Source organism: Serratia marcescens (assembly GCF_006715005.1).
GTDB classification, from domain to species: Bacteria; Pseudomonadota; Gammaproteobacteria; order Enterobacterales; family Enterobacteriaceae; genus Serratia; species Serratia montpellierensis.
The window spans coordinates 5,039,962-5,065,946 of sequence record NZ_VFMJ01000001.1; the positions used below are offsets into that span (position 1 = coordinate 5,039,962).

Here is a 25,985-nt window from a genome sequence, read left to right on the forward strand (position 1 = left end):
TCTTATTATAACTTTATGAATTAAATGGGGTTTAAAGTGCTTTCGCGCGGGGCATAATTTTTAAGACAATGCCTATATTGGCACGGTTGAATCATATTAGCGGTATTCTGAGAGAGGTTTTATGGCAAAAACGTCGCGTTCGATCATGATAGCGAAAGGGCTGCAGCGGGTACTGAACGTGGGCTTGCTGCTGCTGGCGGCAATTCTGGCGGTGTTTCTGGTCAAGGAAACCCTCCACCTGGCGAAGGTGCTCTTTATCAACAGCGAAGAGTCTTCTTCTTACTTGTTGATTGAAGGCATCGTGATTTATTTCTTGTACTTTGAATTTATCGCCTTGATCGTCAAGTATTTTGAGTCGGGTTATCATTTCCCGCTGCGCTATTTTATTTATATCGGCATTACCGCGATTATTCGTTTGATTATCGTGGACCACAAGAATCCCATCGATACCCTGATCTACGCCGCGGCGATATTGGTGCTGGTGGTGACGCTCTATCTGGCCAACACCGATCGGCTGAAACGGGAGTAGCGGAGATAAAAATGGCGGCCAATGGCCGCCAAAGACACAGGATATCATTACCCGTCGTCTTTCAAGCTACAGCGTTGTTTGCACTCGCTGTAACTTGAAATCCATAGGGTAAAAGATAAGGAAAGACATCAAACGCACTGCAGTGGCACAAATTACCCCTTCACGCCGCCGGCCGTCAGGCCGCCCACCAGCCAGCGCTGCGCCAGCAGGAACACGGCGGTAATCGGTATCGCCGACAGCACCGCTGCGGCGGCGAAGTCGCCCCACAGGTAGTTCTGCGGGTTGAGATATTGCTGCATCCCCACCGCCAGCGTGTAGCTGTTCACATCGCGCAGCAGCAGCGACGCTACCGGTACTTCGGTGATGGCGGCGATAAACGACAGAATGAACACCACCGCCAGAATCGGCACCGACAGCGGCAGCAGCACCAGACGGAACGCCTGCCACGGCGTGGCGCCGTCCAGCGCCGCCGCCTCTTCCAGCGAATTGTCGATGGTTTCGAAATAGCCCTTGATGGTCCAGACGTGCAGCGCGATGCCGCCCATGTAGGCGAAGATCACGCCGCCGTGGGTGTTCAGGCCGATAAACGGAATGTACTGGCCCAGGCGATCGAACAGAGCGTACAGCGCCACCAGCGACAGCACCGCCGGGAACATCTGGAAGATCAGCATGCTTTTCAGCAGCGTGCTCTTGCCACGAAAACGCATGCGGGCGAAGGCGTAGGCGCAGGTGGTGGACAGCGTCACGATACCGATGGCGGTGATCGCCGCGATCTTGATGGAGTTCCACAGCCACAGCAGCACCGGGAACGGCGGCGGCGTCACGCTGCCGTCGGCGTGGGTGACGCTGAAGCCGAGCGCCAGCCGCCAGTGATCCCAGGAGAGGGTTTCCGGTATCAGGCTGCCGGTGGCAAAGTTACCGGAGCGCAGCGAGATGGCGACCACCATCAGCAGCGGGAACATGATCAGGGCGATAAAGCACAGCATCAAAATATGAGTGATCCACAGGCGCAGGCGCTGGGACTTGGGTTGAACCATGGCCATCGTTATTCTCCCTAATCGAAGTTCATCTTGCTGGCTTTCAAATTCAGGATCGCCAGCGCGCCCACCAACAGGAAGATCAGCGTGGCGATGGCGGCCGCCAGCCCGAAGTCTTGCCCGCCGCCGCCTTCGAAGGCGATGCGGTAGGTGTAGCTGACCAGCAGATCGGTATAGCCGGCCGGCGTGGTGGTGCCGATCATGTCCGGGCCGCCGTTGGTCAGCAGCTGGATCAGCACGAAGTTGTTAAAGTTGAAAGCGAAGCTGGCGATCATCAGCGGCGTCAGCGGCTTGATCAGCAGCGGTAAGGTGATGCGGAAGAAGTTTTGCCACGGGTTGGCGCCGTCCATCGCCGAGGCTTCGTACAGATCGTCCGGGATCGCCTTCAGCAGCCCCATGCACAGGATCATCATGTAGGGGTAGCCGAGCCAGGTGTTGACGATCAGGATCATGCTCTTGGCGGTGAGCGGATCGCTGAACCAGGCCGGTTTGATGCCGAACAGATGGCTGAGCATCATGTTGATCTCGCCGAAGCTCTGGTTGAACAAGCCTTTGAAGATCAGGATCGAGATGAATGACGGCACCGCATAGGGCAGGATCAGCAGCACGCGGTAGATCGCCTTGCCTTTCAGCGCCTCCCACTGCACCACGCAGGCCAGCACCATGCCAACCGCCACGGTGAGGATCACCGTCATCACCGAGAACACGATGGTCCAGATGAAGATCGACACGAACGGTTTCTTGATGCCCTCGTCCTGCAGCACCCGCAGGAAGTTTTTCCAGCCGGTGGTGACGGTATAACCCGGGCTCAGGGTTTCCTGCGCCCAGCCGCCGTCGGCGTTGATCGCCTGATAGAAGCCGATGTCGCCGTTTGGCCGGTAGCGCACCTGGGTCTGGTTGTTGGTCAGCGTGCTGCCGTCTTTGTCCAGCGCATACAGCGGGCGGGTGCCGGAGAACTGGCGCAGGGAGCTCATGCGCAATTCCCCGCCGTCGGGCAGTTGCGCCACCAGCTGGCTCAGCGCCTGCCGGTTCTGGGTAATCACCCGCAGCGTGGCGCGTTCGCCCTGCGGCGCGGCGCTCTGCGCCGTCAGTTTCAGGGTTTGCGGCGCGGCGGCGTCGAGGCGGAAAGGCTCGGAGATCAGCAGCTGTTCACTGTCCGGTGGCGTCAGCTGCAGGCGCCACTGCTGGTTTTCCGCCGGGTAGAGGCCAAAGGTAAAGGTTTGGCCGCTCTGGAACTGGCGCTGCATCAGCACCGATTGCGCGCGTTCAAAAGTCAGCTGGTTGGTGCTGCTGTAGTTGGTGAAAGCGATGGCGATGGTGCAAATCAGCGGGAACAGAACGAACAGCCCCATGCCGGCGACGCCGGGATACACATAGCGCCAGGCGTAGGCGCGGCGGTTGGCGAAGACGTAAAGCCCGGCGCTGACCAGGATCAGCGTCAGGATGGCGAACAGGTATTCACCCTGTGCATACATCAACACAATCAGGTAGCAGGTCACCAGGCTGAACAGGCCGACCACCAGCCATTTCAGCGCGTCGCTTTGCCACCACTTCGATTTTTTACGCGCGGGCGTCCCGGCGTGAGCGAATTGCATAGGGCCTTCCTTTCTGTGAAGCAACGGCGGGGCACCGTGGTACCCCGCACGACGTCGTTACTTGGTGATACGGGTCTGCACGTCGTCCAGCGCGGCTTTCACCGTCTGACGGCCGCTGACGGCGTTGATCACCGCGCTGCGTTCGGCGTACCAGAAGGCGCTCATCTGCGGGATGTTCGGCATGATTTCCCCGTTTTGCGAGTTCTGCATGGTGGCCGCTATCTTCGGATCTTTGGCCAGCGCTTCCTGATAGGACTTCAGCGCCACCGCGCCCAGCGGCTTGTCTTTGTTGACGTCCGCCAGCCCTTCGTTGGTCAGCAGGTAGTTCTCGAGGAACTCGGTCGCCAGCTCTTTATTCGGGCTGGCGGCGTTGATGCCGGCGGTCAGCACGCCGACGAACGGCTTGGACGGCTTGCCTTTGAAGGTCGGCAGCAGCGTCACGCCGTAGTTGATTTTGCTCTGCTCGATGTTGTTCCAGGCCCACGGCCCGTTGATGGTCATCGCGGTCTGGCCTTTGTTGAACGCGGCTTCGGCGATCGAGTAGTCGGTATCGGCGTTGATGTGCTTGTTTTTCACCAGATCGACGATGAACTGCAGGCCGGCCTGCGAACCGGCGTTGGCGACGCCGACATCCTTGATGTTGTATTTGCCGTTCTCATACTTGAAGGCATAACCGCCGTCGGCGGCGATGATAGGCCAGGTGAAGTAGGGTTCCTGCAGGTTCCACATGATGGCGCTCTTGCCGTTGGCGCGCAGCTGTTTGTCCAGCGCCGGGATCTCTTCCCAGGTCTTCGGCGGCTGTTTGACCAGGTCTTTGTTGTAAATCAGCGACAGCGCCTCGACGGCGATCGGGTAGCCGATCAGCTTGCCGTCATAGCGCACGGCGTCCCAGGTGAACGGGAACAGCTTGTCCTGGAAGGCTTTGGACGGGTGGATTTCGGCCAGCAGGCCGGACTGCGCATAGCCGCCGAAGCGGTCGTGGGCCCAGAAGATGATGTCAGGGCCGTCGCCGGTGGCGGCCACCTGCGGGTATTTTTCTTCCAGCTTGTCCGGGTGCTCGACGGTGACCTTGATGCCGGTGTCTTTTTCGAATTTCTTGCCGACTTCGGCCAGGCCGTTATAGCCCTTGTCACCGTTGATCCAGATAACCAGTTTGCCTTCCTCGATCTTGGCGAAGGCGGAAGAAGAGAGCACCAGGGTGGCCAGTGCCGAGAGCGCCAGCGTGCGGGCGAGGGTAATGCTGCGAGTCATAATCCAGTCCTTCTTTTTGTGGGCACATAAATCAAGGAGAGACGTTTCGCGGTAATAGTGGGTCACAACGCGACATATTCTCATCCTCCCCCCCTCTACGCCCCTGAGATGAGGAGTGTGATCCAGTTAACGTTGCGCTCTATTCTGTGGCGTCAGGCACAAAATAGGGGGGCAATTTTTGCCAGCCGGATCACAGATTTGCCTTAAGCGCGGAACTTCTCATCGCTGCGGTCGTTCTCTCATCCTCCCGTCTCCTCCCCCATGAAAAATCTTGTTACGGATGATTACCCTTTCCGGCGACTCCCGCACTATCGGCCCATTGATTTTCAACGCCACGCGCAGCAGGGATACCGGATTTATGTCGTCAATGCCTATCGCCACTCAGCCCACCCTGTACCGGATCCATCCGGCCAGTTTCCGTGACGGAAACGGGGACGGCGTGGGCGACGCGCACGGCATGCTGGCGGCGCTGCCGTACCTGAAAGCGCTGTCGATCGACGGCCTGTTGCTGCCGCAGACGCTGGCGCCGGAGACCGAGGCAACGGTGACGGGCGAAGGGCTGACGCTGTGGTACGCCGATGAAGCCAACCGCGTTCGCAATGCGGCCGCGCTGCAGCGGTTCGTCCAGGGGGCATTGGCGCTGGACGTGATGCCGTTCAGCGCGGAGAAGCTGGTGGCGGTGCTGCAGGCCCGCCGCGCCACGTTGGCGGACAGCCTGTGGAGCACCGGCGACGCCGATCAGCCCCGGGTGGTCAGCCGCTGGGGGCAGGGCGATCTGCGCTCCGCTGCCGCCTTTCTGACGCTGCTGGCGATGTTGCCGGCGCCGATCTGCCTGTATCAGGGCGAAGAGCTGGGGCTGCCGCATGCCGCCGGCCTGCAGGATCCGCGCGGCGCGCAAACGCCGATGCCGTGGCATGAGGCCCCCGAACAGGTCACCGCCGGGGAAATCAGCTGGTATCAGCAGGTGGCGATCGAACACCGCGCATTGGCCATCAGCCGCCAACAGCACGACAGCCACTCCACCTTACGTTACTGCCAGGCGCTGTTGGCCCTGCGCCGTTCGCCGCTCATCCAGCGCGGCGAGCTGAGCGCGGTCAGCCAGCGGGACGGCGTGGTGCGCTTACTTATTACCCATCAGGATCAATGCCTTGAAGCGCTGATAAACCTGCAGCCTTATACTCAGGCGGCCGCGCCGTCTGAGGCGACCTTGCCGTTGGCATGGCAGCACGGCGCGCAGCAAGAGGGTCATCAATGGGTTTTGGCGGGCTTTGCCTCCGCCATTTTCACACGACATGTTAACTGCGAAAGCAGGGGAGTAACGCATGGCTAGCGTGACACTGCGCAGCGTTTATAAGGCCTTCGGTGAGGCCGTGATTTCCAAAGACGTCAATCTGACCATCGAGGACGGCGAGTTTGTGGTGTTTGTCGGGCCGTCGGGCTGCGGCAAATCGACGCTGCTGCGCATGATCGCCGGGCTGGAGGACATCACCTCCGGCGAGCTGCTGATCGGCGAGAAACGTATGAATGAGGTGCCGCCCTCCGAGCGCGGCATCGGCATGGTGTTCCAATCCTATGCGCTGTATCCGCACCTGTCGGTGGCGGACAACATGTCGTTCGGCCTGAAGCTGGCCGGCGCCAGGAAAGCGGAAATCAACCAACGGGTGAACCAGGTCTCCGAGGTGCTGCAGCTGGCGCACCTGCTCGACCGGCGGCCGAAGGCGCTGTCCGGCGGGCAGCGTCAGCGCGTGGCGATCGGCCGCACGCTGGTGGCCGAGCCGGACGTATTCCTGCTCGACGAACCGCTGTCCAACCTCGACGCCGCGCTGCGGGTACAGATGCGCATCGAGATCTCCCGTCTGCACAAGCGCCTGCAGCGCACCATGATTTACGTCACCCACGATCAGGTCGAGGCGATGACGCTGGCCGACAAGATCGTGGTGCTCGACGCCGGCCGCGTGGCCCAGGTCGGCAAGCCGCTGGAACTGTATCACTATCCGGCCAACCGCTTCGTCGCCGGGTTTATCGGCTCGCCGAAGATGAACTTCCTGCCGGTCAAGGTGACCGCTGCGCAGCCGCAACAGGTGCAGGTCGAACTGCCCAACCGCCAGCTGGTGTGGCTGCCGGTGGAAGGCGCGGGCGTTCAGCCCGGCGCCAACCTGTCACTGGGCATTCGCCCTGAACATCTGCTGCCCGGCGAAGCCTCTGAAGTGCGGCTTACCGGCGACGTACAGGTGGTGGAGCAACTCGGCAACGAGACGCAAATCCACATCCAAATCCCGGCCATCCGTCAAAACCTGGTGTACCGCCAGAATGACGTGGTGCTGGTAGAAGAAGGTGCCACATTCGCCATCGGCCTGCCGCCTCACCGCTGCCACCTGTTCCGTGAAGACGGTACGGCATGTAAACGGCTGCACCAGGAGCCGGGCGTTTAAAGCATCAAAGTCGGTATAACAGGAGAATAATGATGACTACTCTGCGCAAACTTCCTCTGGCACTGGCTGTCGCCGCCGGTGTTCTCTCTACCCAGGCGCTGGCCGTGGATTTCCACGGTTACGCCCGTTCCGGCATCGGCTGGACCGGCAGCGGCGGTGAGCAACAGTGTTTCAAGGCCACCGGCGCCGCGAGCAAATACCGTCTCGGCAACGAATGCGAAACCTACGCCGAGCTGAAACTGGGGCAGGAAGTGTGGAAAGAAGGCGACAAAAGCTTCTATTTCGACACCAACCTGGCCTATTCGGTCTCGCAACGTTCCGACTGGGAAGATGTGACGCCGGGCTTCCGCGAAGTCAACGTGCAGGGTAAAAACCTGATCGACTGGCTGCCGGGCTCCACGCTGTGGGCCGGTAAGCGTTTCTATCAGCGTCATGACGTTCACATGATCGACTTCTACTACTGGGATATCTCCGGCCCGGGCGCCGGTCTGGAAAACATCGATCTGGGCTTCGGCAAGCTGTCCGCTGCCGTGACCCGCAACTCGGAGTCCGGCGGCTCTTACGGCTATCTGGATAACGAATGGAAACAGCGTCCGACCGTCAACGATACCTTCGACGTGCGCTTGGCCGGGCTGGAGTTGAACCCGGGCGGCACCCTGGAGCTGGGCGTGGACTACGGCCGCGCCAATGCGCAGGACCACTACCACCTGGCCGACGGCGCGAGCAAAGACGGTTGGATGTTCACCGCGGAACACACCCAAAGCATCCTGAACGGTTACAACAAGTTTGTGGTGCAGTACGCCACTGACTCGATGACCTCGCAGAACAACGGCCGCAACGAAGGCGCCACCATCGATAACAACGGCAAGATGATCCGCGTGCTGGATCACGGCGCCATCGACTTCAACGATCAATGGGCGCTGATGTACGTCGCCATGTTCCAGGACATCGACCGCGACAACAACAACGGCACCACCTGGTACACCGTGGGCGTGCGCCCGATGTACAAATGGACGCCGATCATGAGCACCCTGCTGGAAGCCGGCTATGACAACGTTAAATCCCAGCGCACCGGCGACCGCAACGGCCAGTATAAAGTGACCCTGGCGCAGCAGTGGCAGGCCGGCAACAGCATCTGGTCGCGTCCGGCCATCCGCCTGTTCGCCACCTACGCCAAGTGGGATGAGAAGTGGGGCTACGCCACCGGCGATGACACCGGGTATAACGCCGGCACCGCTTACAACGACACCAGCATGCATACCTTCAGCCGCGGCAAGGATGACGAAGTCACCTTCGGCGCCCAGATGGAAATTTGGTGGTAACGACGACAGGACGGGGAGGGCCGTAGGTTCTCCCCCAACCGCATTCGCCGCGGCCGGATCTCTTGCCTGATCCGCCGCGGCGCTGAAAGAGGATATAACGATGAAAAAGAATCTGCTGTCACTCTGCCTGTCGCTGGCGCTGACCGTCGGCGCGCCTTTGGCGGCCAACGCCGAGACGCCGGCCAACGTTTCCGTCGCGCCGGCCATCAGCGCCGCCACGCTGCAAAGCCTGCCGTGGCAGCCGCTGCAGCCGCCGGTGTCGCAAGAGGTGAAGCTCGACGCCGTCAGCCCGCAGCTCAATCAGGGCGAGATTCAGGGGGCGATCGCCGCCTATACGCTGCCGGCCGATCGCGGTTCGCTGGAAGTGACGCTGAGCAGCCTTGCCAAAAACAATTCGCTGTATGCGCCGAGCGTGCTGGTGCTGGACGAGCATCTGCGCCCGGCGGCGTATTATCCGAGCAGCTACTTCCCTTACCAGCCGCCGGGGACGATGTCCTCCGATCGCCTCGAAGGCACGCTGAAACTGACCCCGGCGCTCGGTCAAAAACAGATTTACCTGCTGGTGTACACCACCCGTCAGGATTTGACGAAAACCACGCAGCTGACCAACCCGGCCAAGGCCTATGCGCAGGGCGTGGGCAACGCGGTGCCGGATATCCCGGATCCGATCGCCGGCCACGCGACGACCGGCACGCTGAAGCTTAAGGTCACCGCTGAACAGGGCACCGGCAACGTGATGATCGGCATGCTGCAGCCTGCGCCGACCGTGGCGCCGGTGGTGGTGGGCTCGACCGCACCGGCCGCCGTGGCTGCACCGGCACCGGCGCCGGAGAAACCGGCGGAGCCGATGCTCAACGATACCGAAAGCTACTTTAATAACGGCATCAAACAGGCGGTGAAGGCGGGCGATATCGATAAGGCGCTGAAACTGATGAATGAGGCCGAGAAACTGGGCTCGACCACCGCGCGTAAAACGTTTATCAGCAGCGTTAAAGGCAAGGGGTAACACCCGGCGCTGCCGATGCTGGCTCGATGATTGGTGCGCCTTGGCGCACCTTTTTTCATCCGCGGGCCAGCGTTGCGCCGATCAATGCCAGTAGACGGGCGTTGTCCACCTGCTGCATGACGCGCACCGGCCTGCCCTGCGGCGCCGGCATGCCGACCGTCAGGCGCAGGCTGTCCGGCCGCCAGCGGCGTGAGCTGCCGCGCGTCAACGCCCCTTCCAGCGCCACATCCACATGGAACAGCTCGGTCGTGACCAGCTGCGGCGCCAGCAGCCAGGCGATCACCAACGCATCATGGATCCAGCAGCCCGGCAGGTGCCGCGTATGGCGCGAATAGTCGATCCACGGCCGCGTGGTGGCGCGTAAATAGCGGCACAGCGGGGTATCCGGCTGGGTCAACGCGGCCAGATCCGCCTGGGTCAGCATGGTCTGGGTGGTGACGTCCAGCGGTGCCAGCGTGATGGTGGCGCCGCTGTTCAACACCAGCCGCGCCGCTTCCGGATCCAAACCGAAATTGGTGTCCTTGATGTACCCGTCGACGTTGAACACGCCACCCATGATCACGATCTCTTTCACCGCCTGCGCCATCTGCGGGTAAAGCTGCATGGCGTGCGCAACGTTGGTCAGCGGGCCGATCGCCGCCAGCGTGATCTCGCCGGGATGCCGGCAGATCAGCTCGCCGATGGCGATGGCGGCGTCCGGTACGGGCGCGTTGGCCAGCGAGGGCGCGGGCAGGTCACGCCACAGCGCCGCCAGCTTCGGATCGGCGATTGGGCGGTCCAGATGTGCGCGCCACGGCTCCGGCGGCTCGCTCAGGGCGCGCGCCGCGCCGAGGGCGACCGGCACCTGATAGCCGCTCTGCGCCAGCAGCTCGGTGGCGACGGCGAAGCCCACTTCTCGCGGGGTGTTGCCGGCCACGATGCTGATCAGCTCCAGGTGCAGCTGCGGTTTGGCCGCCAGCGCCAGGGCCAGCGCCAGGCCGTCGTCGACGTTGGCGCCGGGAACGCCGTTGCCGGGATCGCAATCAATGATTAAACGCATATAAGGTGTCCTGAAAAACCGCTAACAGCCGCAGGAACGGCGGATGCGCAGTTGAAAAGCGAATTCATGCAGCTCGGCGGGCGCGGCACCGGCGGCCAGCATGGCGATGGCCCGCTTGGCCATGGCGTCGATCGGCTGCTCGACCGCGCTGAGCGGCGGCACGCTGAATTCGGCTTGCTGCGTGCCGTTAAAACAGATCAGCGCCAGATCGTCCGGCGCGCGCAGCCCGTGCTCCGCCAGCGCCGACAGGCAGCCGAGCGCCTGCTGTTCGTTGGAGGTGAAAACGGCGCGTGGGCGTGGGCCTTGCACCAGGCGCTGGGTGGCCTGGTAACCGCCCTGGCGGGTGTAGGGCACCTCGAAAATCCACTCGTCGCGTGGCGCGATGCCCGCCTCCAGCAGCGCATCGCGCCAGCCGTTCAGGCGATCCTGTGCGTTGAGCATGGTCAGCGGGCCGATAAAAATGCCGATATCGCGGTAGCCGTGTTGCAGCAGATGGCGGGTTGCCTGGCAGGCGGCGTCGCGCTCGTCGACGCGAATGGCGCAGACGCCGGCCTGGCTGTCGATGGTGTCTATCATTACGCAGGGCGTGCCGGAGGCGCGGATCAGATCGAACCACGGGTGGCGATCGACGCTGGTGTACAGCAGGCCGTCGACCTGGCGGCGCAGCAGGTTGTTGATCAGCTCATATTCGCGCTGCCGGTCGTCGCCGGCGTCGCCCAGCAGCAGCACGCGGCCGCGGCTGAAGGCCTCTTGCTGCAGCGCCCGCGCCAGCGTGGCGAAGAACGGGTTGGAAATATCCGGCACCACCAGCCCGTAGGTTTGCGTGCTGCCGGAAGCCAGCGCCCGCGCGATGTCGTTCGGCCGGTAGCCGGTCTGCTCGATTGCCGCCAGCACGCGCAGCCGGGTGGCTTCCGCCACCGGGCGCGGACCATTGTTGATCACATAGCTGACCACGGCGACGGAGGTGCCCGCTACGCGGGCCACGTCGGCGCGGGTAACGCGTCGCGCGGAGTGATTATCCAAATTGGGATCCTGTTCGCCTTCTCGTTACGCGGCATCCTGCGGCAGGTTGAGATCGCGGCCGCGGGTTTCGGGAGCAAAGAAGGTGGTGATTAAGCCGATGGCCGCCATTACAACAAAATAGCAGGCGACAGGCCACCAGTGACCGAAACCGGACAGCAGTGCGGTGGCGATCAGCGGCGCGGTGCCGCCGGAGAGGATCGAGCCGAGCTCCTTGGCGAACGCCATTTTGGAGTAGCGGTTCTTCACGCCGAACAATTCGACGCCGTAGGCCGCCTGCACGCCGAAGATCCCCAGTGATGCGATGCACATGCCGACCACGATCACCGAGATGACGATCGCCGGTTCACGGCTGTCGAGCAACCAGAACGCCGGGAAGGCGTACAGCACCAACAGTAGGCAGAACCACCGGTAGGTGATGCGGCGGCCGAAGCGATCGGACAGCCAGCCAGCCAGCGGGATCACCAGAAAACCGCACAGCGAGGCGATCAGCACCGCCAGCGCCGGTACCGATTTATCAACCATCAGCACCTTGGCCACATAACCGACGATAAAGCCTTGGCACAGGTAGGAAGGGCCGTTTTCGCCGATGCGCAGGCCGAGCATCACCCAGAACGCCTTGGTGCGCTGCAGGTAGCTGCGCGTATCCGGCGCGGCCTGGGCGGCGTCCAGCATGCGCTGGTGGTTTTGCTGCAGCTCGCGTTCGAAGACCGGCGTTTCCCGCACGTGGCGACGCAGGTACAGCGCCGCGCCGGCGATCAGAATGCTGGCGAGGAACGGAATGCGCCAGCCCCAGCTCATCAGGTCTTCCTTGTCCAACTGCAGCACCAGCAGCCATACCAGCGACGCCAGCAGAGTGCCGCTGTTGGAGCCGATGGCGATGATCGACGCCACCAGCCCGCGCCGTTTGGCCGGCGCGTATTCCGCCAGCATCACCGCGCCGCCGGACAGTTCCGCACCGGCGCCGAACCCCTGTGCGAAGCGCAGGATCACCAGGCAGGTGGGTGCCCAGACGCCGATTTGCGCATAGGACGGGATCAGGCCGATCAGCGTGGTGGAGAGGCCCATCAGCGCCACGGTGGTGATCAGCACCACGCGGCGGCCTTTGCGGTCACCGATCCAGCCGAACACCAGCGCACCGATCGGCCGTGCGACGAAGCCGACAGAGTAGGTGGCGAAGCTGGCCAGCAGGGCGACCAGCGGCGTGGCCTCGGGGAAGAACACGTCGCCGAACACCATGCCGGCCGCCAGGCCGTACAGCGCAAAATCGACGTATTCCATCGCGGTGCCGAGCCAGCAGGAGAAGGTGGCGCGCCAAAATTGGCTGCGCCCCTCTTTGGTTGCCAGGCGTTCATCGGCCGCCAGCGCGGCGTCGGCGGTCTGTGAAGGGGCAAGCGTTGTTTCGCTCATGGCAGTGCTATCCTCTTTTGTTCTGCGCCTGGAGGGGCGCGGTTAAAGATGGTTTCCCTGGTGCCGGCAACAAAGGTGTGCCGACAAATCATGTCGGACGCATGGCGATTCAACGCTGCGGTGTCAGAGTATCTACGCGCGTAGATAACACAACGCGAGGAAGCTGAAACTTTGCGGGCGATCACAGAATCGTCAGCGTGCCGGGAGATGAAGATAGAGAATGCGGATGGCAAAAAGATGACAGCCCCTCGGTTTTTCCGGCTGATGCGCCTGCCGTTTTCGCCACGAATCAGCCTGCCGCTTTCGTATTTCTGCGCTACAATGGGGGCCTGTTAACAGTTTGTATCGTCTGGCGCGCCGTACCGGCTGTGGTTCAGGCGAGGAGTAAAGCAATGTCTGGCATCAGGGATTCCATCCTGCCGCCGCTGGAGTGGTTGTCCGAACAGGATCCTCCGGCGCCCGCCGCCGTCAGCGATTGGCTGATGGAGTTAGGCTCCATGACCCGCCGATTTGAACGCCATTGCGCCCAGGTGCGCGTCGAACCGCAGCGCGAATGCTTCGTCACGCGCGAGGCGCTGGGCGACGAGGCGAAGCACCTGCCAAACAGCCCGCGCTACTGGCTGCGCGAAGTGGTGCTGCTGGGTGACGACCAGCCCTGGCTGCTGGGGCGCACGGTGATCCCGGAAAATACGCTGACCGGCCCTGACCAGGCGCTGGTGGATCTGGGCACGCTGCCGCTGGGGCGCTACCTGTTCAGCAGCGGCGATCTGACCCGCGACTATATCCATATCGGCCGACAGGACGCGCTGTGGGCACGCCGTTCACGGCTGCGGCTGGCGGGCAAACCGCTGTTGCTGACCGAACTGTTTTTACCGGCTTCACCGCTGTATTCAGCGGTTCCTGCATAAGAGAGGAGAGTAAGACCTTGGAGGGAAGCGTGACTCAAAGTAAATGGCGGGCTTACAGCCATTTGATGCGCATTGATAAACCGATCGGCACGCTGTTGCTGCTGTGGCCGACGCTGTGGGCGCTGTGGCTGGCCGGGAAAGGCGTGCCGCCGCTGTCGATTTTACTGGTGTTCGTGCTCGGCGTGTTCCTGATGCGCGCCGCCGGCTGCGTGGTGAATGATTACGCCGATCGCGCGGTGGACGGCTATGTGAAACGCACCGCCGGGCGGCCGATGCCGAGCGGCCGGGTGAGCGCCAAAGAGGCCAAAGTGCTGTTCGTGGTGCTGGTGTTGATTTCGTTCTGCCTGGTATTGACGCTGAACGCGATGACCATCTGGCTGTCGCTGGCGGCGCTGGCGCTGGCCTGGGTGTATCCGTTCATGAAGCGGGTGACCAACCTGCCGCAGTTCGTGCTGGGCGCCGCGTTCGGCTGGGGCATTCCGATGGGCTATGCGGCGGTCAGCGAATCGCTGCCGCTCAGCTGCTGGCTGCTGCTGCTGGCCAACATCTGCTGGACGGTGGCCTACGACACGCTGTATGCGATGGTCGACCGCGACGATGACCTGAAGATTGGCATCAAATCCACCGCTATCCTGTTCGGGCGTTATGACAAGCTGATCGTCGGGCTGCTGCAATTCGCGACGCTGCTGCTGCTGGTGTGGGTCGGTTATCTGGCGCAGCTCGGCGGGGCGTTTTACTGGTCGCTGCTGCTGGCGGGCGCGCTGTTCATTCACCAGCAGAAACAGATCGCCGGGCGTGAGCGCGAAGCCTGCTTCAAGGCCTTCCTGCAGAACAACTATGTCGGACTGGTGGTGTTTATCGGCATCGCGCTGAGCTATCTGCCTGCGTAACGGTTTCCTGCAGCAAGAAAAAAGGCACCCCTCGGGGTGCCTTTTGTGTTTCCGCGCCGGACGAAATCACTCGTCTTGCTCTTCTTCCGCATCGGCTTGCGGCAGAACGTTGGTTTCTTCCGGCATGTTGACGCTTTCGATGGTCAGCTTGATTTCCGGCGTGATCAGATCGCTCAGCATGTTGTACACCTCGAGGGTGTGTTCGCGGATCGCATCGCCGCTGTCGTTGATATAGCCTTCTTCGCGCAGCGTCGCCACCAGGGTGGAGAACACCGCCTTGTCGAAGAACTCCGGCGCGTTGATGCCGTGCAGCACCGACAGACGTTGCGCCATGATGCGGCTCTCTTTCTCCAGCGCGCCGCGGTTGATGCTCGGGTTGGCGCTGAGGATCGACATAGTGATGGCGTAGCGTTGCAGGGTTTCGCGCACGCCGGCGGCCAGCAGCTGCAGCGGGCGAATGCGCGCCGGGTTCAGCACCAGCTCGTCGCCTTTGTCGCAGATCAGCTGTTGACGGATCAGCTCGTCGATCATCGGCCGCAGCACTTCCGACAGCTGTTCCTTATCGTTATGCAGAAACAGCTCGGCTTTCAGCATCGGGTAGATCATGCCGATCTGGCGCAGCAGCTCGGCGCGCGACACCCGGCGATGATGCATCACAATGCTGGCGATCAGCGACGGCAACACCAGCAGGTGGTGGATGTTGTTGCGGTAATAGGTCATCAGCACCGCCTGCTCGCGCGGCAGAATGATGATGTCGCCGATGTTGTCCTTTTCCACCTCGAACTTGTTCATGTTCAGCGCGTGATCCAGCAGCTCGTCCGGCGTTTGCGTCGGTACGGTGACGTCATGCGCGTAAGGCGCGTTGCGCATCAGCTGCAGGTAGCACTCGAGCTGCTCGAGCAATTGTTCGCGGGTCAGCGAACGCTGGCGCGAGGCCAGCAGCGCGGTGGAACACAGGTTCATGGCGTTGGCCGCGGCGGCGTTGTTGATGCGCACCATGATCTGGCCGGCCAGATCGTTGACCGTCGGCGTCAGCCAGCTTGGGCGCTGAGCCTCGATCGGATCGATAGACTCGCGCCACTGCGGCACGTGCTGGTTGAGGTAAGCGGTCAACGGCAGCGGCTCGCCAAAGTTGACATAACCCTGGCCCAGATTGCGCAGCTTGCGCAGGCCGCGCAGCATCTGCAGCAGGCTCTCTTTTTCCTTGGTGGCGCCACGCAGCTCTTTGGCATAGGTGCCCACTTCCATCACGTGCTCGTAGCCGATGTAGATCGGCACCAGCGTGATTGGACGGGCACCGCCGCGCAGCATCGCCTGAATGGTCATCGACAGGGTGCCGGTCTTCGGCTCCAGCAGACGCCCGGTGCGGGAACGGCCGCCTTCCACGAAGTATTCCACCGAGTAACCGCGGGTGAACAGCTCGCCGAGGTATTCGCGGAACACCGTCGAGTACAGCTTGTTGCCCTTGAAGGTGCGGCGGATGAAGAACGCGCCCAGGCGGCGGAAGATCGGACCCGCCGGCCAAAAGTTGAGGTTGATGCCGGCGGCGATGTGCGGCGGCACCAGGCCCTGGTGATACAGCACGTAGGACAGCAGCAGATAATCCATGTGGCTGCGGTGGCAGGGCACGTAGACGATCTCGTGGCCGTCCTGCGCCAGCTGGCGCACGCGTTCGGCGTTGGTGACGTTGATGCCCTGATACAGCCGGTTCCAGGTCCAGCTCAGCACGCGGTCGGACAGGCGCACGGTTTCGTAGGAGAAATCGGCGGCGATCTCTTCCATCAGCGCGATGGCGTTCTGTTGGGCCTTCTCGTGCGAGATCTTCTTGCTGCGCGCTTCGTCCTCGACCGCTTTTTCGATCGCTTTGGACGCCAACAGCTTGTTGAACAGATCCTGACGGGCCGGCAGGCTCGGGCCTACCGCGGCCAGGCGCTGACGCGAGAAGTGCATGCGTGCCACGCGCGCCAGTTTCTGCGCGATGGTTTTATCCGTGCCGTGTTCGGTCGCCATGCGGCGCAGCGAAACGGTGTTGGAGAAACGCACGAAGCTGTCGCGGCCGAGCCACAGCACGGCGAAGAATTTCTGCACGCCGTTCAACAGACGCAGGTGTGGCGTGCCGTGGCCTTCGCGGCCCGGCGAACGGCCGAACATGACCGAAACCGGCAGCATCTGAATGTCGAGATCCGGATTGCTGCGATGCAGATCCAGATAGTCGTGGAACAGCTTTACCGACTCTTCTTTCGGGGTGTAGTAGCGGAACACGCGCGGGCCGTCGTGAATGAACACGTAGCTCGGCAGCACGGTGCCGTCGATCTCCAGCGAGTTGAGCGGATCGGGCAGATCCTGCGCCAGGCACTGGGTGCGCAGCGTCAGCAAATCCGCCTTGGAATTGTAAGGTAAAACATACAAAATCGGCCGTGAGGGATCCAACCCTAGCTCGGTAACCGGATCTGAAGGGATGACCTTACTTCTTACCAACAATTTAAGTGGTAAATTCAATATTTTATAATAAATTTTACGCCAACCTGACATAAACAACGTGAAGCCTCTTGTTAGCAATGCGCCGCAAGCATACCAGAAACCGGGTAGCAGATCTGTGGTGTTCGAAAACCGAGAGCCGTCAGCGCGGACTGTTCTAGACTCTTGTTATTATGACCGACCTCTGAGAAAGGCACGAAAACATGGCAAACCAAGCAACCGGACTGACCCGCATCATCAAGGCCGCCGGCTATTCCTATAAAGGGCTTTCCGCCGCCTGGCAACACGAGGCGGCGTTCCGACAGGAACTGGTGGTCACCCTCTTGGCTATCATACTGGCAGTCTGGCTGGATGTGGGTGCGATAGCGCGCATTTTATTGATCGGATCGGTAGCGCTGGTGGTGATCGTCGAGATCCTGAACAGCGCGATCGAGGCGGTGGTGGATCGCATCGGCAGCGAACACCATGAGCTGTCCGGGCGGGCCAAGGACATGGGGTCGGCGGCGGTGTCGCTGGCGATCGTACTGGCGCTGTTCGTTTGGGGCACGGTCTTGTGGCAGCATTTTGGCTGACGAAAGGCGCCTACTGACTGATTTTTATTTATTCTTCGGTTCCCAATCCGCGCTTACCTGTATATACTCACAGCAAGACTGTATAAACAAACAGGGGGCGGAATGAAAGCACTAACTACCAGACAGCAAGAGGTCTACGATCTGATTCGCGATCATATTTCGCAAACGGGCATGCCGCCAACGCGTGCCGAGATCGCGATGCGTCTGGGGTTCCGTTCGCCTAACGCCGCCGAAGAGCACCTGAAGGCGCTGGCACGCAAAGGCGTGATCGAAATCGTCTCCGGTGCATCGCGCGGTATCCGCCTGCTGATGGAAGAAGAAGAAGGGCTGCCGCTGATTGGCCGCGTCGCCGCCGGCGAGCCGCTGCTGGCGCAGCAGCACATCGAAGGGCACTATCAGGTGGATCCTTCCCTGTTTAAGCCGAGCGCCGATTTCCTGCTGCGGGTGAACGGCATGTCGATGCGCGACATCGGCATTCTGGACGGCGATCTGCTGGCGGTGCACAAAACGCAAGACGTGCGCAACGGCCAGGTCGTGGTGGCGCGCATCGAAGACGAAGTGACGGTCAAACGCCTGAAAAAACACGGCAACGTGGTCGAGTTGCTGCCGGAGAACAACGAATTCCAACCGATCGTGGTCGATCTGCGCCAGCAGAATTTCACGATCGAAGGGCTGGCGGTCGGCGTGATCCGCAACGGCGACTGGATTTAATCGCCGCACCCTCAGTGCCACCCCTTGTATCAATCGCCCCTGTTCTGGGGCGTTTTTGTTTCTGACCTTGCCCTTCGCCACTGCTACGGGAACATTTCATCATGCGCTTGATTTCCGCCTTCACCAGCGACACCGATAAAGCCCTGTGGCGCCTGGCTATGCCGATGATTTTCTCCAATATTACCGTGCCGCTGCTCGGGCTGGTGGACACCGCGGTGATCGGCCACCTCGACAGCCCGATCTATCTGGGGGGCGTCGCGATCGGCGCGGTGGCGACCAGCTTCCTGTTCATGCTGCTGTTGTTCCTGCGCATGAGCACCACCGGCCTGGCGGCGCAGGCGCTGGGGGCACAGAACCCGCAGGCGCTGGCGCGCGCCTTTATGCAGCCGCTGCTGCTGGCACTGCTGGCCGGGGCGGCGATCGTCCTGCTGCGCTACCCGCTGATCGAACTGGCGCTGCGGATCGTCGGTGGTAATGGCGAGGTGCTGGAACAGGCGCGGCGTTTTCTTGAAATCCGCTGGCTGAGTGCGCCGGCGGCGCTGGCTAATCTGGTGCTGCTGGGCTGGCTGCTGGGCGTGCAGTACGTGCGTGCGCCGGTGATCCTGCTGATCGTCGGCAACCTGCTGAACATCGTGCTGGATATCTGGCTGGTGATGGGCCTGGGCTGGAACGTGCGAGGGGCGGCGGCGGCAACCGCCATCGCCGAATATGCCACGTTCTTGCTTGGCCTGTGGCTGGCGTGGCGGGTAATGCGCCTGCGCGGTATCACCCTGCCGATGCTGCGTCAGGCCTGGCGTGGCGATCTGCGTCGGCTGCTGGCGCTTAACCGCGACATCATGTTGCGTTCACTGTTGCTGCAACTGTGCTTCGCATCGCTGACCATTTTCGGCGCTCGCCTGGGGAGCGACGTGGTGGCGGTTAACGCGGTGTTGATGAACCTGCTGACGTTTACCGCCTATGCGCTCGACGGCTTCGCTTATGCGGTGGAGGCCCATTCGGGCCACGCCTACGGTGCCCGGGACGACAGCCAACTGCGTAAGGTATGGCACGCGGCCTGCAGGCAGGCGGGGTTGGTCGCGTTGGCCTTCGGCCTGGTGTATGCCATCACCGGCCAGCAGATCGTGGCGGCGTTGACCTCCTTACCGGAGCTGCGTGCGTTGGCCGCCCACTATTTACCGTGGCAGGTTATTCTGCCGCTGGTCGGGGTGTGGTGCTATTTGCTGGACGGCATGTTTATCGGCGCCACGCGCGGCGCCGAGATGCGTAACAGCATGGCGGTGGCCGCGGCAGGATATGGCGTGGCGCTGTTCAGCGTGCCGCTGCTTGGCAACCACGGGCTTTGGCTGGCGCTGGCGGTGTTTCTGACGTTGCGCGGCGTGGCGCTGGGTTGGATTTGGCACCGCCATCAGGTGCGCGGCAGCTGGTTTGCCGCACGCTAAACCGGACGCTTTGCTGGGTTAATTATTAATTTTAATAATGCTTTGGTTCATGTTTGCTTACATGTTTTCAGCCTGGTTTTTCCCGGCTTAGTTCGTTGTTTGTTGGCGTTTTTTATTTTTATTTTATTTTTTAATGGTTTTTTATTCTGATGTTTGGCTTTTTTATTTCCATGTTTAACTAGAATGAATCATGTGGCTGGAGAATAAAGGGGAACGGTATTCCTTAAGGTGAAGGGGTATCGGTCAGAAAAATTTCTGGTTAACCCCGGCCGGCGACAGGGATCACTGATTCACCACAGGTTAACGGAGAGACTATGAATAAAGATCAAGCCGACGGTAACTGGAAGCAGCTTAAAGGCAAAGTGAAGGAAAAATGGGGCAAGCTGACCGATGACGATCTGACGGTCATCGAAGGGAAACGCGAACAGCTTGTCGGCAAAATCCAGGAGCGCTACGGTTACCAGAAAGAGGCGGCCGAGAAAGAGGTGAAAGCCTGGGAAGATCACACCAAACACCGCTGGTAATCTGCAGGGCCGCCATTGAAGGCGGCTTACCCAGCGCAGGCCGGCGTCGCTCTCATCCTCTGGCGCTCCGGCCGCAGGTACAGGGAGGTACCTGACTTCGTATTACTTCTTCTTGATGGCGATGCTGTGATCGTGTTCGGCGCAGTCATGCTTGCTATCGCACGCCTCAACCTCCACGCAGCCGGCGCACAGACCGTGTGCTTCCACCACGCTGTGCCGCAGCGCAAATCCGGCTTCCTGCGCCAGTTTCTGCAGCGTTTCCTCTACGCCTTCTGTCGTGCGTTCGGTCACCTGGCCGCAGCGGTCGCAGATAAACAGTGCGGACGTGTGCATCGGCTGTTCGAAATGGTGGCACAGCACGTAGCTGTTGGCCGATTCCACTCGATGGATAAACCCTTGCTCCAGCAGAAAATCCAGCGCGCGGTATACCGTCGGCGGCTTGGCCTGCGGTTCGGCGACGCGCAGCAGATCGAGCAGGTCATAAGCGCTGATTGCACCGGGTTGCTGAGTCATCAGACGCAGCACTTCCAGCCGTTGCGGCGTCAATCGCACATTGCGTTGTTGGCAGAGGCGTTCCGCCTGTGCCAACAGCTTTTCCTGGGTGGTTGAGTTCATCGCAAATATCCCGGTACGTAAAAAAGCCGATTTTACCATGATTACGGCGAATCGCCGAGAGTTGCCCCCTTTTCCCCTGAGGATAGCGCAGGGAAAAGCGCGTCGAGATCGCTAAAAGAGAGATGCATCACAACTTTTCCCCTCCGCCGGGCGGCAAATCAACATTGCCGGTTTTAGCGCTGGAGAGCGGCGGGCGAGGGCGGTATAACGCGTTTCACCCCGCTATGAGCAGGAGCCTTGTGTGATGACGGAAAGAGAGAAGCTGTTAAGCGGCCTGGAGTACAACAGCCGCGATGAAGAACTGATTGCTATGTACCATCGGGCCAGAGCGTTAACCAAAAGCCTGGGCGAGCTGGATTCGCATCAGGCGGACGAAAAAAAACGCCTGCTCGGTGAGCTGTTCGGCGCCTGGGGCGAGGCGAGCTGGATTGAAACGCCATTCTGGTGCGACTATGGGCAGCATGTTCGTATCGGCAAGAACTGTTTTATCAACGTCAATGCGGTGTTCCTCGATTGCAATACCATCACCATCGGCGACAACACGCTGATCGGCCCCAACGTGCAAATCTACACGCCGAGCCACCCGCTGAAGGCTGGCGAACGCTTTACCGGCGACCCGGCCTTTCCTTTCCGCACTTCGGCACAGCCGGTGTCCATCGGCAACAACGTGTGGATCGGTGGTAACGTGGTGATCCTGCCGGGAGTGACCATCGGCGACGGCACGACTATCGGCGCGGGCAGCATCGTGACCGGCGACATCCCGGCCAATGTGCTGGCGCTGGGGCAGCCGTGCCGGGTTATCCGCGCGTTGGAATAGGGGGGAAGCGAAGGCGGGTTTTCCCAACGGCGCCGATTGTCGTTATAATAGCCGTTTGCGGCCGCGCGCCGTTCGTTGAACCCAGACAGACTCAGGTAGCCAGTAACTCAGCATGACGAAAGACAACCACGCCCCAACCTACGCCGCCCATCGTTTCTCCATCGCGCCGATGCTCGACTGGACCGATCGTCATTGCCGTTACTTCCACCGCCTCCTGACCAAGGAAACGCTGCTGTACACCGAAATGGTGACCACCGGCGCGATCATCCACGGCAAGGGCGATTACCTGGCCTACAGCGAAGAAGAGCATCCGGTGGCGCTGCAGCTGGGCGGCAGCGATCCGGCCGCGCTGGCGCACTGCGCCAAGCTGGCGGAGCAGCGCGGTTACGACGAAATTAACCTCAACGTCGGCTGCCCGTCCGATCGCGTGCAAAACGGCATGTTCGGCGCCTGTTTGATGGGGCAGGCGACGCTGGTCGCCGACTGCATCAAGGCGATGCGCGACGTCGTATCGATCCCGGTGACGGTGAAGACCCGCATCGGCATCGACGATCAGGACAGCTACGCCTTCCTGTGCGATTTTATTCAAACCGTCGCCGGGCGCGGCGAGTGCGACATGTTCACCATCCACGCGCGCAAGGCCTGGCTCTCCGGCCTCAGCCCGAAAGAGAACCGCGAAGTGCCGCCGCTGGATTACCCGCGAGTTTATCAGCTGAAGCGGGATTTCCCGGCGCTGACCATCGCCATCAACGGCGGGGTGAAAACGCTGGAAGAGGCGCAACAGCACCTGCAGCATCTGGACGGCGTGATGATGGGGCGCGAGGCGTACCAGAATCCGGGCATCCTGGCGCGGGTCGACGGCGAACTGTTCGGCGCGCAGACCGCGGTGCCGGACAGCGTGGCGATCGTCGAAGCGCTGTATCCGTATATTGAGCGCGAGTTGTCCAACGGCACCTATCTCGGCCACATCACCCGCCACATCCTCGGTTTGTTCCAGGGCGTGCCGGGCGCGCGCCAGTGGCGTCGCCACCTGAGCGAGAACGCCCACAAGCCGGGCGCCGATGCGCGGGTGGTGGAGCAGGCGCTGGCGCTGGTGCGTCAGCCGCGTGTCGAAATGGCGTAACCCACCAAAAATTTGACCAACAGTTAGTCTTTTTCGCCAGGCATTCGGCGCATTGCCGGATGCCTGCCCCGTTTTTTCAATAGGTTAGCCCTTTCGCCGTTCTGGCACGCTTCTTGTAATCCACTCTGCAGATACGTTGAGTTGCAAAGGAGCAATCATGTTGGAAATCTTCTTTCTCATTGGCTTTGTGGTGATGCTGATGGTGACCGGCATCTCGCTGCTGGGGATCTTCGCTGCGCTGTTGGTGGCGGCGGCGTTCATGCTGTTGGGCGGGTTGTTCGCGGTGGTCATCAAGCTGCTGCCGTGGCTGATTTTGGCGGTCGTCGGGGTATGGATTTACCGGTCGATGCAGAAACCACAGATCAGGCGTTACTGATTTTTTGCTGAATAATCAGTCAGTCGCGATGAAAATTGCATAACTGCCCGCCCCGCTAATGCGGCAGCGATCACAGCTTGGCAGTTTTACCGCGCGATGTGGCACATAAAGCGTGTTTTTTGCCGGACGGGGCTGTTAGGATGTGGGTCGATGCAGTGATGCGACCGATTTCATCACCGTGAGAGACAATCAAAATTCGTGTTGCTGAAGCAACCCCCTGTCTCTGGCGGACTCTGCTCTACCCCTACAAAACGCAGTAACAGAAAGGGCTCCGTAAGGAGCCCTTTTCTTTTGCCGCTATCAGGGGATCAGCAGGCTGGAGCCACTGGTGCTGCGGCTTTCCAGCATCTGGTGTGCCCGCTGGGCGTCGGCCAGCGCGAATTTCTGCTCGTCTTTCACCTCCACCCGAATGGCGCCGCTGCCGATCAGCGAGAACAGCTCGTTGCTGGCGTACTGCAGCTCGGCGCGGTTGGTGATGTAGCCGTTGAGGGAAGGGCGGGTGACGTACAGCGAGCCCTTCTGATTCAGCAGCGCCAGATCGACGCCGGTCACCGGGCCGGAGGCGTTGCCGAAGCTGACCATCAGGCCGCGCCGTTTCAGGCTGTTGAGCGAGGCCTGCCAGGTGCTTTGCCCCACCGAATCGTACACCACGCCGACCTTCTCGCCGTGCGTCAGTTCTGCCACCCGCTGGGCGATATCCTCTTTGTGGTAGTTGATGGTGGCCCATGCACCGGCCTGTTTCGCCAGCGCGGCCTTTTCGTCGGAGCCGACGCTGCCGATCAGGCGCGCGCCCAGCGCTTTGGCCCATTGGCAGGCGATAAGCCCAACCCCACCGGCGGCGGCATGGAACAGGAACACTTCCCCCGGCTGCACGTCGTGGGTCTGGCGCAGCAGGTAGTGTACCGTCAGCCCTTTGAGGAAAGAGGCGGCACCCTGCTCAAAGCTGAGGTTATGCGGCAGCAGCGCCACTTTTTCTTCCGGCACGTTGTGGATCTCGCTGTAGGCGCCGAGCGACGACTGCGCATACACCACCCGGTCGCCCGGTTTGATCGCGCTGACGCCGGCGCCAACCTTGACCACCACGCCGGCCGCCTCGGTGCCGAGGCCGCTCGGCAGGCTCGCCGGCGCGTACAGCCCGCTGCGCACATAGGTGTCGATGTAGTTGATGCCGATCGCTTTGTTCTCGATCTGCACTTCGCCGGCGGCGGGATCGAGCGGTGTAAAATCAACGTATTGCAAGACTTCCGGCCCGCCGGTGGCGGAGAATTGAATGCGCTTGGCCATATCGTTACCTCGTTTGGGTGTCTGATTTCACCCTATTCTTTTTAGTATCGGAGATCCAGTTCACCCGTGCGGGATTCAATACCTTTTTTGCATCGGTTATGACGCAAAAATCACGTATACTCTCGCGTCAAGATCCTTCATTCGCAACCGGATAAAGACTACGTTTCATGGCAGGAAAAAAACCAACCAACAAAACAAACGCGGACGAAACCAGAGAGCGTTCCAGAGATCGTCAGATGGAAGGGCTGAAGATGCCGCCGCACTCGCTGGAGGCCGAGCAGTCGGTGTTGGGCGGTTTGATGCTGGATAACGAGCGCTGGGACAACGTGGCGGAGCGCGTGGTCGCCAACGACTTCTTCAGCCGCCCGCATCGCCTGATCTTTACCGAGATGCAGCGTCTGCTGGAGATGAGCAAGCCTATCGACCTCATCACCCTGTCCGAATCGCTGGAGCAGAAGGGCGAGCTGGACTCGGTCGGCGGCTTCGCCTACCTGGCCGAGCTGTCGAAAAACACCCCGAGCGCCGCCAACATCGGCGCTTACGCCGACATCGTGCGCGAGCGCGCGGTGGTGCGCGAGATGATCTCGGTGGCTAACGAGATCGCCGACGCCGGCTACGATCCGCAGGGGCGCAGCAGCGAAGACCTGCTCGATCTGGCGGAATCCCGCGTATTCCAAATCGCCGAGAACCGCGCCAGCAAAGACGAAGGCCCGAAGGGCATCGAGCGCATCCTGGAAGACACCGTATCGCGCATCGAGCAGCTGTATCAACAGCCGCACGACGGTGTGACCGGGGTCGATACCGGCTATCAGGACCTCAACAAGAAAACCGCGGGCATGCAAAAGTCCGATCTGATCATCGTCGCCGCCCGTCCTTCGATGGGGAAAACCACCTTCGCCATGAACCTGTGCGAAAACGCCGCGATGACCCAGGAAAAACCGGTGCTGATCTTCAGCCTGGAGATGCCCGGCGAGCAGATCATGATGCGTATGCTGGCGTCGCTGTCGCGCGTGGATCAGACGCGCATCCGTACCGGCCAGCTCGACGACGAGGACTGGGCGCGCATTTCCAGCACCATGGGCATTCTGCTGGAGAAGCGCAACATGTACATCGACGACTCCTCCGGCCTGACGCCGACCGAAGTGCGCTCGCGCGCGCGGCGCATTTTCCGCGAGCACGACGGGCTTAGCCTGATCATGATCGACTACCTGCAGCTGATGCGCGTGCCGGCCTTGTCCGACAACCGTACGCTGGAGATCGCCGAGATTTCGCGCTCGCTGAAGGCGCTGGCGAAAGAGCTGCAGGTGCCAGTGGTGGCGCTGTCGCAGCTGAACCGTAGCCTGGAGCAGCGCGCCGACAAACGCCCGGTCAACTCCGACCTGCGTGAATCGGGCTCTATCGAGCAGGACGCCGACCTGATTATGTTCATCTATCGTGATGAGGTGTATCACGAGAACAGCGATCTGAAAGGGATCGCGGAAATTATTATCGGTAAGCAGCGTAACGGCCCGATCGGTACCGTGCGCCTTACCTTTAACGGCCAGTGGTCGCGTTTCGACAACTACGCGGGGCCACAATACGATGACGAATAATCAGCTAAGGAACTG

The 25,985-nt window shown here is 61.2% G+C and carries 24 protein-coding genes; 15 read left to right on the plus strand and 9 right to left on the minus strand.

The features are described 5' to 3' along the window. The first annotated feature begins 121 nt into the window (after nucleotides 1–121). Nucleotides 122–529 carry a phosphate-starvation-inducible protein PsiE gene (gene psiE, locus FHU12_RS24380; protein WP_099816667.1) on the plus strand — a complete coding sequence of 136 codons (408 nt, stop codon included), beginning with the start codon at nucleotides 122–124 and terminating at the stop codon, nucleotides 527–529. 152 nt (nucleotides 530–681) lie between these two features. Here the strand turns inward: psiE and malG are convergent, their stop codons facing one another. From malG to malE, 3 genes are read right to left on the minus strand one after another with little or no spacing between them, the layout of a single operon-like run. Next, nucleotides 682–1,572, minus strand: coding sequence for a maltose ABC transporter permease MalG (gene malG, locus FHU12_RS24385; protein WP_004936696.1), 891 nt, complete (start codon nucleotides 1,570–1,572; stop codon nucleotides 682–684). Nucleotides 1,573–1,583: 11 nt separating this feature from the next. Continuing rightward, a complete protein-coding gene (gene malF, locus FHU12_RS24390; protein WP_141972272.1) occupies nucleotides 1,584–3,161 on the minus strand; it encodes a maltose ABC transporter permease MalF in 1,578 nt (525 codons plus the stop codon). 57 nt (nucleotides 3,162–3,218) lie between these two features. After that, entirely contained in the window at nucleotides 3,219–4,412 is a 1,194-nt protein-coding gene (gene malE / locus FHU12_RS24395) for a maltose/maltodextrin ABC transporter substrate-binding protein MalE (protein ID WP_025304464.1), read from the minus strand. A gap of 358 nt (nucleotides 4,413–4,770) precedes the next feature. Here malE and FHU12_RS27540 point away from each other — a divergent pair, with 358 nt between their 5' ends. The 4 genes from FHU12_RS27540 (at nucleotide 4,771) to malM (ending at nucleotide 9,172) form a co-directional block, all read left to right on the plus strand. Beyond that, nucleotides 4,771–5,742 (plus strand): alpha-amylase family glycosyl hydrolase, encoded by a 972-nt coding sequence (locus tag FHU12_RS27540; RefSeq protein WP_141972274.1) that lies wholly within the window; start codon nucleotides 4,771–4,773, stop codon nucleotides 5,740–5,742. Further along, nucleotides 5,735–6,844: a maltose/maltodextrin ABC transporter ATP-binding protein MalK gene (malK, locus tag FHU12_RS24405; protein WP_038874339.1), complete on the plus strand. Its 1,110-nt coding sequence runs from the start codon at nucleotides 5,735–5,737 to the stop codon at nucleotides 6,842–6,844. The genes FHU12_RS27540 and malK overlap by 8 nt, the downstream gene beginning before the upstream one ends. Nucleotides 6,845–6,873: 29 nt before the next feature. Further along, complete coding sequence (locus FHU12_RS24410; protein WP_049288181.1) at nucleotides 6,874–8,166, plus strand: maltoporin; 1,293 nt, start codon at nucleotides 6,874–6,876, stop codon at nucleotides 8,164–8,166. Nucleotides 8,167–8,266: 100 nt separating this feature from the next. Further along, the gene (malM, locus tag FHU12_RS24415; RefSeq protein ID WP_141972276.1) at nucleotides 8,267–9,172 is read left to right on the plus strand and encodes a maltose operon protein MalM; all 906 of its coding nucleotides are present in this window, start codon (nucleotides 8,267–8,269) and stop codon (nucleotides 9,170–9,172) included. A 55-nt stretch (nucleotides 9,173–9,227) separates the two neighbouring features. On the opposite strand, the gene FHU12_RS24420 is transcribed toward malM, so the two are convergent. From FHU12_RS24420 to FHU12_RS24430, 3 genes are read right to left on the minus strand one after another with little or no spacing between them, the layout of a single operon-like run. Further along, complete coding sequence (locus FHU12_RS24420; protein WP_141972278.1) at nucleotides 9,228–10,211, minus strand: nucleoside hydrolase; 984 nt, start codon at nucleotides 10,209–10,211, stop codon at nucleotides 9,228–9,230. Nucleotides 10,212–10,232: 21 nt separating this feature from the next. Beyond that, on the minus strand, nucleotides 10,233–11,234 hold the full coding sequence (locus FHU12_RS24425) for a LacI family DNA-binding transcriptional regulator (protein WP_141972280.1): 1,002 nt from the start codon (nucleotides 11,232–11,234) through the stop codon (nucleotides 10,233–10,235). Between the two features lie 24 nt (nucleotides 11,235–11,258). After that, entirely contained in the window at nucleotides 11,259–12,641 is a 1,383-nt protein-coding gene (locus FHU12_RS24430; protein WP_025304457.1) for an MFS transporter, read from the minus strand. 392 nt (nucleotides 12,642–13,033) lie between these two features. Between FHU12_RS24430 and ubiC the strand changes: the two genes are divergently transcribed. Both ubiC and ubiA read left to right on the plus strand, forming a co-directional pair. Further along, entirely contained in the window at nucleotides 13,034–13,549 is a 516-nt protein-coding gene (ubiC, locus tag FHU12_RS24435; RefSeq protein ID WP_084827467.1) for a chorismate lyase, read from the plus strand. Between the two features lie 17 nt (nucleotides 13,550–13,566). Further along, nucleotides 13,567–14,439 (plus strand): 4-hydroxybenzoate octaprenyltransferase, encoded by an 873-nt coding sequence (ubiA, locus tag FHU12_RS24440; protein ID WP_047573515.1) that lies wholly within the window; start codon nucleotides 13,567–13,569, stop codon nucleotides 14,437–14,439. Nucleotides 14,440–14,505: 66 nt separating this feature from the next. On the opposite strand, the gene plsB is transcribed toward ubiA, so the two are convergent. Then, complete coding sequence (gene plsB / locus FHU12_RS24445; RefSeq protein WP_141972282.1) at nucleotides 14,506–16,971, minus strand: glycerol-3-phosphate 1-O-acyltransferase PlsB; 2,466 nt, start codon at nucleotides 16,969–16,971, stop codon at nucleotides 14,506–14,508. Nucleotides 16,972–17,120: 149 nt separating this feature from the next. On the opposite strand from plsB, the gene FHU12_RS24450 reads away from it, so the two are divergent. The 4 genes from FHU12_RS24450 to FHU12_RS24465 all read left to right on the plus strand — a co-directional run bounded on the left by FHU12_RS24450 (nucleotide 17,121) and on the right by FHU12_RS24465 (nucleotide 20,163). Then, nucleotides 17,121–17,489, plus strand: a complete 369-nt coding sequence (locus FHU12_RS24450; RefSeq protein ID WP_141972284.1) for a diacylglycerol kinase — start codon at nucleotides 17,121–17,123, stop codon at nucleotides 17,487–17,489. 102 nt (nucleotides 17,490–17,591) lie between these two features. Further along, nucleotides 17,592–18,200: a transcriptional repressor LexA gene (lexA, locus tag FHU12_RS24455; protein WP_025160136.1), complete on the plus strand. Its 609-nt coding sequence runs from the start codon at nucleotides 17,592–17,594 to the stop codon at nucleotides 18,198–18,200. A gap of 101 nt (nucleotides 18,201–18,301) precedes the next feature. Continuing rightward, entirely contained in the window at nucleotides 18,302–19,639 is a 1,338-nt protein-coding gene (dinF, locus tag FHU12_RS24460; protein ID WP_141972286.1) for an MATE family efflux transporter DinF, read from the plus strand. Nucleotides 19,640–19,953: 314 nt separating this feature from the next. Further along, complete coding sequence (locus tag FHU12_RS24465) at nucleotides 19,954–20,163, plus strand: CsbD family protein (protein WP_004936743.1); 210 nt, start codon at nucleotides 19,954–19,956, stop codon at nucleotides 20,161–20,163. 102 nt (nucleotides 20,164–20,265) lie between these two features. On the opposite strand, the gene zur is transcribed toward FHU12_RS24465, so the two are convergent. Continuing rightward, the gene (gene zur, locus FHU12_RS24470; RefSeq protein ID WP_015379223.1) at nucleotides 20,266–20,778 is read right to left on the minus strand and encodes a zinc uptake transcriptional repressor Zur; all 513 of its coding nucleotides are present in this window, start codon (nucleotides 20,776–20,778) and stop codon (nucleotides 20,266–20,268) included. Nucleotides 20,779–21,022: 244 nt separating this feature from the next. On the opposite strand from zur, the gene FHU12_RS24475 reads away from it, so the two are divergent. From FHU12_RS24475 to pspG, 3 genes are all read left to right on the plus strand, one after another. Next, nucleotides 21,023–21,595, plus strand: coding sequence for a sugar O-acetyltransferase (locus FHU12_RS24475; protein WP_141973077.1), 573 nt, complete (start codon nucleotides 21,023–21,025; stop codon nucleotides 21,593–21,595). A 112-nt stretch (nucleotides 21,596–21,707) separates the two neighbouring features. Next, nucleotides 21,708–22,718 (plus strand): tRNA dihydrouridine(20/20a) synthase DusA, encoded by a 1,011-nt coding sequence (dusA, locus tag FHU12_RS24480; protein ID WP_141972288.1) that lies wholly within the window; start codon nucleotides 21,708–21,710, stop codon nucleotides 22,716–22,718. Between the two features lie 157 nt (nucleotides 22,719–22,875). Then, nucleotides 22,876–23,094, plus strand: a complete 219-nt coding sequence (gene pspG, locus FHU12_RS24485; protein ID WP_033644411.1) for an envelope stress response protein PspG — start codon at nucleotides 22,876–22,878, stop codon at nucleotides 23,092–23,094. A 300-nt stretch (nucleotides 23,095–23,394) separates the two neighbouring features. Here pspG and FHU12_RS24490 read toward each other — a convergent pair whose 3' ends face one another. Further along, entirely contained in the window at nucleotides 23,395–24,378 is a 984-nt protein-coding gene (locus FHU12_RS24490) for a quinone oxidoreductase (protein ID WP_141972290.1), read from the minus strand. A gap of 167 nt (nucleotides 24,379–24,545) precedes the next feature. Here FHU12_RS24490 and dnaB point away from each other — a divergent pair, with 167 nt between their 5' ends. Continuing rightward, on the plus strand, nucleotides 24,546–25,970 hold the full coding sequence (dnaB, locus tag FHU12_RS24495; protein WP_025160134.1) for a replicative DNA helicase: 1,425 nt from the start codon (nucleotides 24,546–24,548) through the stop codon (nucleotides 25,968–25,970). The last annotated feature ends 15 nt before the right edge of the window (nucleotides 25,971–25,985 follow it).